Here is a 291-nt window from a genome sequence, read left to right as displayed (position 1 = left end):
GGACGGGACTCGAACCCGCGACCCCCGGCGTGACAGGCCGGTATTCTAACCAACTGAACTACCGCTCCGCAATTTGGCTAGCTTCTGCTAAATCGTCGCCGTTTCATCGAGGTGTCATCCTCTCGGCACAACATTGTACTGCGCACAATGTCGTCTAATTAGGAGCCTGGCAGTGTCCTACTCTCGCATGGCGAATGCCACACTACCATCGGCGCTACCGCGTTTCACTTCTGAGTTCGGCATGGGATCAGGTGGTTCCACGGCGCTATGGCCGCCAGGCAAAAACTTCAA

Annotated in this window: 1 rRNA gene; it reads right to left on the bottom strand. The window is 56.4% G+C overall.

Annotation, left to right across the window (positions count from 1 at the left end):
* Positions 1–164: 164 nt before the first annotated feature.
* Positions 165–279 (bottom strand): 5S ribosomal RNA (gene rrf / locus KW821_RS21475).
* Positions 280–291: the final 12 nt, after the last annotated feature.

The organism is Aeromonas sp. sif2416 (genome assembly GCF_019218665.1).
Lineage (GTDB): Bacteria > Pseudomonadota > Gammaproteobacteria > Enterobacterales > Aeromonadaceae > Aeromonas > Aeromonas encheleia.
Note: the sequence above shows the minus strand (reverse complement) of the source record. Positions and strands in the feature narration are given on the sequence as shown.